General features: G+C 66.0%; 5 protein-coding genes. All 5 read left to right on the forward strand.

The features are described from left to right. Nucleotides 1-1,148: AAA family ATPase (locus WBB14_RS28455; protein WP_424242719.1), on the forward strand; the 1,148-nt coding region annotated here is incomplete at its 5' end. Nucleotides 1,149-1,162: 14 nt separating this feature from the next. Beyond that, entirely contained in the window at nucleotides 1,163-3,865 is a 2,703-nt protein-coding gene (locus WBB14_RS28460) for a type VI secretion system Vgr family protein (protein ID WP_424242720.1), read from the forward strand. Nucleotides 3,866-3,882: 17 nt separating this feature from the next. Next, nucleotides 3,883-4,728, forward strand: coding sequence for a DUF4123 domain-containing protein (locus WBB14_RS28465; RefSeq protein WP_424242721.1), 846 nt, complete (start codon nucleotides 3,883-3,885; stop codon nucleotides 4,726-4,728). Next, the gene (locus WBB14_RS28470) at nucleotides 4,718-7,354 is read left to right on the forward strand and encodes a T6SS effector BTH_I2691 family protein (RefSeq protein WP_424242722.1); all 2,637 of its coding nucleotides are present in this window, start codon (nucleotides 4,718-4,720) and stop codon (nucleotides 7,352-7,354) included. Before WBB14_RS28465 ends, WBB14_RS28470 begins: the two co-directional genes overlap by 11 nt. 17 nt (nucleotides 7,355-7,371) lie before the next feature. Beyond that, a partial coding sequence (locus WBB14_RS28475) for a DUF6708 domain-containing protein (RefSeq protein WP_424242723.1) occupies nucleotides 7,372-8,170 on the forward strand: 799 nt, incomplete at its 3' end.

Consider the following 8,170-nt stretch of genomic DNA (forward strand, 5'->3'; position numbering starts at 1 on the left):
CGCCGGAGGCGGCCGGCAAGCGCCGCTCGGGCAAGGCGGCAGAACCCGCCGCCACGCCCGGTCAGGCGCAACTGGCCGAATTGCAGCAGCAGCTGCGCGCCTTGCAGGGCGAGGCGCCGCTGGTGCCCGCCTTCGTGGACGCGCAGGTCATCGCCGAGATCGTGTCGGCCTGGACCGGTATTCCGCTGGGCCGCATGGTCAACGACGAAATCCGCACGGTGCTGGAACTGCAGCCCCTGCTGGCCGAGCGCGTCATCGGCCAGGACCATGCCTTGCATGCCATCGCCCAGCGCGTGCGCACGGCACGCGCCGGGCTGGAGGATCCCAACAAGCCCAAGGGCGTGTTCCTCTTCATCGGCCCCTCGGGCGTGGGCAAGACCGAAACCGCGCTGGCCGTGGCGGACGTGCTGTACGGTGGCGAACGCAAGCTGCTCACCATCAACATGAGCGAGTACCAGGAGGCCCACAGCGTATCGGGCCTGAAGGGCTCGCCGCCGGGCTACGTGGGCTATGGCGAGGGCGGCGTGCTGACCGAGGCGGTGCGGCGCCAGCCCTATAGCGTGGTGCTGCTGGACGAGATTGAAAAGGCCCATCCCGACGTGCTGGAGCTGTTCTTCCAGGTGTTCGACAAGGGCGTGATGGATGACGCGGAGGGCCGCGAGATCGATTTCCGCAACACGCTCATCATCCTGACGTCCAACGTCGGCTCGTCGGCCATCATGCAGGCTTGCCTCAACAAGAGCGCCGAAGAGCGGCCCGACCCCGAGGCCTTGCAGGAGTTGCTGGCGCCGCAGCTGTACAAGGCCTTCAAGCCCGCGTTCCTGGGCCGCATGAAGACCATTGCCTACTACCCGGTCGACGATGACGCGTTGGCCCGCATCATCGGGCTGAAGCTTGGGCGTATCGCGCAGCGGGTCCAGGCCAACCACCGCGCCCGGTTCGAATGGGACGAGGCGCTGGTGGAGGCCGTGCTGGCGCGCTGCACCGAGGTGGATACCGGCGCGCGCAATGTGGACCACATCCTCAACGGCACACTGTTGCCGCAGATCGCCGAGCAGGTGCTGGGCCGCATGGCGCAAGGCGAGGCCATCGCCCGCATCCGCGTGACTGCCGGCAAGAACGGCGATTTCCGCTATCGCCTTGCCTGACGCCGGAGCCTGACATGCCTTTGGACAACACCGGCCTTTCCCGAATGTCGATCGCGTCGGTCGATCAGGCCAATCGCCTGCTCGATTTGCGTACGCCGCTGGGCGCGAACCGGCTCGTGGCGGAAACGCTATCCGCCACGGAAACCCTGTCGGACGGCGCGTTCCGGCTCGAACTGACTGCCCTGTCCGACGATGCCGGCATCCCCTTGTCCGAACTGCTGGGCAAGCCGGCAACCTTGCGCCTGCAGACAGCGCTGGGCCGCGAACAGCCGCGCGTCTGGAACGGCTACATCACGGCGGCGCAGTTCCAGGGCGCCAACGGCGGCATGGCGCGCTACGGGTTGACGCTGGAGCCCTGGCTCGCTTTTCTGCGCGCGCGTCGCGACAGCTTTGCCTATCAGGACAAGACGGTCTTTGAAATCGTCGACAGCATCTTTGGCGACTATAAGGACCAAGGAGGCCTCGCGCCGCAGTGGCGCTGGGTGGTGAAGGACCGCGCCGCGTACGCCAAGCGCAGCCTGACCGTGCAGTACCGAGAAACCGACCATGCCTTCGTCGAGCGTCTGCTGGCCGAAGAGGGCCTGTTCTACTGGGTGGAGCACGAGGCCGGCGAAGGCGAGGGCAGCCACACGCTGATCATCGCCGATCATAACGGCGCCTTCCAGCCCGGCCCGCAGGCCAGTGTGCGCTTTGCGCGCGCCGATGTCACTGAGACCGAGGACAGCATCCAGCAATGGAGCCGGCGCGCGCGCTGGCAGACCAACGCGGTGCGCCTGGCGAGCTGGGATTACCGCAGCGCCCAGTCCAGGCCGGTGGCGGCGCAGGTCGATGGCGGCGCCTCGAAGGGCGCGATGGATCTGGTCGTCAACGACTATCCCGGCCAGTACGCCTACGAGGACAGCGCGCAGGGCGAACGCCTGGCGCATATTGCGCTGGCCGCGCTGCGCGTGGGCCAGGACAGCTGCGAGGGCGCGGGCACCGTGCGCACGCTGGCGCCAGGCCAGCGCTTCGAACTGACCGGCCATTACCAGCAGGGCGGGTCCGCCTACGTGGCGATAGCCGTGCGGCACGAGGCCCGCAACAACTTCGACGAGGACCTGGGCCGCGCCGTGCGCGAGGCGCTGGGCGAGGGCGGTCCGGAAGCTGCCGAAGCCGACTTCTACCGCAACACCTTCACCTGCATCGGCATCGATACTGAATTCCGCAAGGCCACGCGCGACGGACATGGCGAGCGCCTGCATCCGCGGCCCACCGTGTACGGCGCCCAGACCGCGCTGGTGGTGGGCGCGGAAGCGCCGGTGCATACCGACCGCGATCATCGCGTCAAGGTGCAGTTCCATTGGCAGCGGGGCAAGGCCTCCAGCAGCCGCCTGGAACATCCTTCGGGCGACGAGAACGCGCCCGCCAAGGATGAGCTGGGCACCTGGGTGCGAGTCGCGGAGCCCGTGGCGGGCGGCGACTGGGGCGGCAACTTCGTGCCGCGCGTCGGCCAGGAAGTGCTGGTCGAGTTCCTGCACGGCGACATCGACCGTCCCGTGGTGGTGGGCGCGCTCTACAACGGCGCGGGTGCCGAGGACGCGTCGCACAACCAGGTGCAGGGCGGCGCCGCCAACGCCACCGGCAACGCGCCCGCCTGGTTCGCCGGCGGCGCCGACGGCCACGCGCACAACGTGGTGATGTCCGGCTTCAAGACCCAGGCGCTCGCCAGCAGCGGGCAGGGTACTGGCGGCTACAACCAGCTGGTGCACGACGACACGCCGGGTCAGTCGCGCCTGACGGCTTCGACCACGCAGGCCGAGAGCCGCCTGAACCTGGGACACATCAAGCAGCAGCGCGACAACGAGCGACTGCAGGACCTGGGCCACGGCGCGGAACTGTCGACCCGCGAGGCGGTGGCGCTGCGCGGCGGCGCCGGGCTGCTGATCAGCGCGGACGCGCGCAAGAACGCCAAGGGCGCGCTGCTGGATAGCGAGGAGGCGGGCTTGCAGATCGAGAACGCGATGCGCGCGGCCGAGGAACTGGCGCAGGCGGCAACGCGCCAAAAGGCCGTGCTGGAAGGCGATCCGGAAACGCTGCCGGCGCATGACGCGCTGAAGCACGTGCTGGAGGTGATCGATGCGAAACAGGACGCGCCCGAAGGCGAGCCCGTCGCGGCCTATAGCGAACCGCAGCTCCAGGTGAGCGCGCCCAGCGGCATCGGGCAGTACACGCCGGCCGACGCATTTCTCGTGGCCGGCGCGACGCTGGCGCAGGTGGCGCCGGACGTGAACTGGGTCAGCAGTGCCAACCTTGCGATGGGCGTGGCCGGCGGCGCGGTGCTGTTCACACAGGGACGCAAGGCGCCCGGCGGCAGCCCGGTGCAGGGCCAGGGACTGCTGCTGCATGCGGCCGGCGGCAAGCTGCGCCTGCATAGCCAGGACGCCAAGATGACTCTGTCCGCCGAAAAGGCGGTGACCTTCGCTTCGGCGCAGGCCGGCGTGACCGTGCAGGCCGCCAAGCGCGTGCTGGCAACGGCGGGCGGCGCTTACATGCGGGTGGAAGGCGGCGGCATTCAGCTGCATGCGCCGGGCAAGGTCGAGTTGAAGGCCGGCGTGCACAACTGGGTCGGCCCGGAAAGCAGCCAGGCGAATCTGGCCTTCAACGAAGCCAGTCCCTTGTGCGAAGCCCGGGTGCGCGGCGCGGCCCAGCGGGGCGGCGCCGTGGTGCCCCTGGGCTGAGGCGGGAGGACGGCGGCATGCTCGATTACCAGGCTTTCAACGCCTATGGCTTTGGCCTCATCCAGGATGAACGGACGCCCGGCGTGCCGGCCTGCGTCCAGGCCGAAGCCCTGGTGCCGCCGGCGCTGCGAAAAATGCCGGGCCTCATGCCCCGGTTGGTGGATCTGTCCGCCATGCCAGCGGTGGACAAGGCGCAGGCGCTGGCCAGCCTGAATCAGGCTTTGCTTGATGGCGGGGATCTCTGGCTGGGGCTGTTGCTTCACTCCGATCTGCCCGCCGATGCCGTTGCCGCGCATCTGCGGTCGCGGATGATCGTCGACATCGCGGGCCAGGGGCCGTGTTTTTTCCGTTTTTTTGACCCGCGCGTGTTGGTCCAGCTGTCATGGATGCTGGACCCTGCTCAGCTGGCCTGGCTTTGCGGGCCGGTGCAGCGCTTCGTGTTCCATCTGGACGGCGAATGGTGCGCCGTGGCGCGCCCCGACGCCGAGGCGGCGGCGCGCCCGAAGTTGAGCGCGGAGCAATCCTTCGCCTTGACCCAGGTGCAGGCCCTGAATGAAGTGCTGTCAGATCTGGACACGCTGGAGCCCGCCGGGCGCGCCGCCCTGGGCCAGGCGGTGATGGCGCATTTCCGCACAGCCCGGGATCTGGGGCTGGCGTCGGCGCAGGAGCGCAAGACGTTTGCGCGGCACGCCCTGGAAGTGCACCCCGCCTTCCACCGCCACGAACGGGTGCGCGCCTGCCTGGCGGCAATGCGGCCCGAAGATGATTACCCCTACCTGGCTGCGGTCCAGGATCTGTCTGATGAAGATTGGTCCAGCGTGCGCGCGGATATGGAACGAACTGGAGAGCCCGATGGCCGATGATGCAAAGAACTGCGGGAAGAAGCGCTCGTCGCTGGATTGCGGGGAGGATTGCCCGTTTCACCGGATCGGCCTGCCCATCATGCCGCTGCGCTACGCGGTGCTGAAGAACGACGGCGCCTTTCCGGCGCTGGACGGCGACCTGAACATGCCGCAGCTGGCCGAGAGGCCCTTGGGCGACAGCGCGCGCTATGGCGTGCGCCTGCTGCGCCCGGGGTATCTGTATGTCTATGACGAAGCGCGCTCTGAACTGAAGGGTTACTACGTCAACGAAAACGCCACCCTGTACAACTTCGACCTCGACAAGCCGGTGCAGGACTGCGACCGGACCTTTACTTGCACGATGGACCACGAAGCCAAGGCTTCGCTGTTGACCATTCCGAACGCCAAAAAGGCGACCTATGTCTGGCTGGCATATTCGGACGTGCAGTGGACCAAGGATGTGTGCAAGGCGCACAAGGGCAAGAAGGGCGCCGACATGCGCGAGCGGCACATGTTCAAGTTCGATGTGCAGGCTTGGCTCAGCAGCGGCAAGCATGCCAACGCCAAGAACATCAAGACCCTGAAGGACACGGCCGCCGACTACCAGGTGCATCGCAAGCGCGACCTGGATCAACATCAGAAGCAGCAGCTGCTGGGTTGGAGCACCGTCGGCTACTACGACGTGAAGGGCTGGATGGGGGAAATGATCGAGAACGCCGCAGAGGCGTTCCTGCCCGGCAAGGGCCTGATGCTGGCGCTGCCGGACAGCACCGGCATCCTGCAGGACATCGCGCGGCTGATGCGGATCCGGTTTGACGATTTCGTCTCGAACAAGGAAGACCTGCGTCCGCTGACCGTGTCGAAGTCGATTGAGTCACTGAGCGAAATCATCATGCAGTCGGCCGAAAGCGACTTCCTGGAGCAGCGAGGCCGGGATGCGACTAACCACTCGGTCTATGGTACGACGACCCCGAGTATGGGAGCCGGCCCGGGAGGCGCGGGTGCGGGCGGGCTGGCGGTAGGCCAGCTACTGGCGGACTGGTTGATGCCCGAGAACAAGAAGCAGCGTATGGCCGAGGCGGAGAACTATCGGCATCCGACCGAGCAGGAGCGCGCAACGGTGCGCTGGGACGCCTGGAAGAAGTACTGCGAAAACTACGATGAGAACGCGCGCAGGGCGTGGCAGAAAGGCTTCGACGAGCGCCTGACGAAATTCGACGCGGCGACCATCGTGCCCCTGGCAAAGGCGCACGTCGCGTGGATCACATGCCAGAAAACGTTGGATTCGTTCGAGTGCAACTACGACTCCAACAGCGCGGACAGCGGCGAGGTCTACCAGACAGTCTTCGCCTTGTGCATCGACGGAACCCAGGACAAGCGCATCTGCTTCAAGCAGTATACGGACTGGTTGCAGGGGGAGCCGGACGACACGCGCAACCTGCTGCTGCGCGCCATGTTCCACAACCAGGATTTCGTGGTCAAGAAAGTGGTTGAGGCGCATGAGGCTGCCCTCGACTGGAAGGCGATTCCCTGGGGCAATCTGCACGAGGCCTACAAGACCGGACTCAAGGTGCTGAGCGAAGGGCAGATGGACAAGACCGCGCGCCTGCTGGAGCAGCTCATGGGACCGGTGGTGCAGGTGCTCAAGATGGGCGTGGATAGCGGCGTCGCACGCAAGCTGGCGATGTACGTGGGCCTGCTGGCGCGGCAGAACGTGGCGATCGTGGAGGTAGAAGGCGGTAAGAAGGCATTCCGCGCTGCGCTGATCCGTGAGGTCCTGCGCCAGCATGGCAGCCAGGTGAACATGCGGCAGATGGAGCAGGCGGTGGCTGATGAGCTACGGCGCTTGGAAGTGCGCGGCGAACAGCTGGAGGGCACCGACAAGAAGCGCTGGTTCATGCTGGTGGACAGAGATGCCGCAGCCAATGTGTCGTCGGATTTGCGGGCCGGCGACCGGGCCCGCGCCCTGGCGCAGACGACCATGACGGTCGAGGAATACGAAGCCAGGGAGCTGTCGCGCTGGCGCACGGCGATCAATACGGACGTCCGGGTCGGTGTCGTCGGCTGCCTGTTCCAGACCGTGGCGGTATACAAACTCTGGAGCGACCTGGAGTCGGCGATGCCGCACGAACGCAGCGACGCGAGCTGGAAATTCGTGGTTGGCATCGCATCGGCGGGCGGTTCGGTGGCCGACGTGCTGGGTGTGGCGCTCAAGTCCCGGCAGGCCGCCGGCATGCGGCTGGGCATGGGCGTGGGACTGGAAACCACGGGCTCGCTATTGGTGCGTTGGGGCGGCCGCATCGGGGTCGTCACCGGCGTCATCATGGCAGTGTTCGACTTCAAGTCCGCCAAGGACCAATTCGTGGTCGAGAAGAACGGTCTGATGGGTGGGCTGTATGTGGCCTCAGGTATCCTCAGTCTGGTCGTGATCGGTGCGTTCGCCCTGTCCGCCACGGTCGTGGGGCTGATCGCGGCGGTGCTCCTGATCATCGTGGCGATACTGATTGAAAAATTCAAAGGCAACAAGATTGATGACTGGCTCAAGCGTTGCCTGTGGGGCAAGCTGCAGGGCCAGTCCGGGACCGATTATTACTATGGAGTACAGCAAGAGATGAACAGCCTGCGCGTGGCGCTGGGAGGGTCGTGATGGACTTCACGGGGCTGATGTCCAGATTCCCCAACGACCGTCCATTGTCGGAATTCGACCGTGAACATCGCTTGCTGCAGAAAAAACGTCTCGACGTCCCGTTGTTGACGCAGCTCTGCGTCGTGCAGATGAATTCCAACAGCCTGCTGTCGGTGGACCGCTGGTACGGCTGGCGTGGCTTCATCGCCTTGATCGGGGCCATAGGCGTGGTCTTTGGCGTGGGCGGCATTCTGATGTTGGCCTGGATCCTGGTGGTGGATAACGTGCCCAATGAGAATGGCCTCTGGGAGGCGATCTTCTTCGGCATGGCGATGTTCGCCGCGCTGGGGTTGGCTGGCGCCTGGGTCGCGTGCAAGGAGATGTTCCGCTGGACCTACTATCCGATTGCGCTGGACCGTAAGCACCGTCTGGTGCACGTGTTCCGGCTGGACGGCAGCGTCTTGACGGCGCCCTGGGACAAGATCTATTTCACCCTGGGCCGGGGCAAGGGCACGTTCGGCTGGCTCAACTGGGACATACGCGGCCTGATCCTGGCCGCGGACGGCGTCACCGTGCAGGAGACCTTCGCGTTCTGCATCGCCACCAGCCGCGTGGAGAACGCCTATTCGCACTGGGAGTTCCTGCGCCGTTACATGGAGGAAGGCCCGCAGGCGGTGCTGGACGCGGTCCTGTACTGCATGCCGGTGGATGGCAAGCGCGAGAGTTTCGCTTTCAGCAAAGAGCGCGTTTTCGCCAATGACGCGCAAAGTCCGGGCTTTATGTACCTGACGATGATGCCGTTCAACTACCTGCACGCCATCATGCGCTGGGCGGTCA

The organism is Achromobacter sp., from assembly GCF_049647645.1.
Taxonomy (GTDB): Bacteria; Pseudomonadota; Gammaproteobacteria; order Burkholderiales; family Burkholderiaceae_B; genus Achromobacter.

Excerpts from the sequence above, each read along its gene's own strand:
- WBB14_RS28460 (WP_424242720.1), top strand. The coding sequence starts at position 1,163 with ATGCCTTTGGACAACACCGGCCTTTCCCGAATGTCGATCGCGTCGGTC.
- WBB14_RS28465 (WP_424242721.1), top strand. The coding sequence starts at position 3,883 with ATGCTCGATTACCAGGCTTTCAACGCCTATGGCTTTGGCCTCATCCAG.
- WBB14_RS28470 (WP_424242722.1), top strand. The coding sequence starts at position 4,718 with ATGGCCGATGATGCAAAGAACTGCGGGAAGAAGCGCTCGTCGCTGGAT.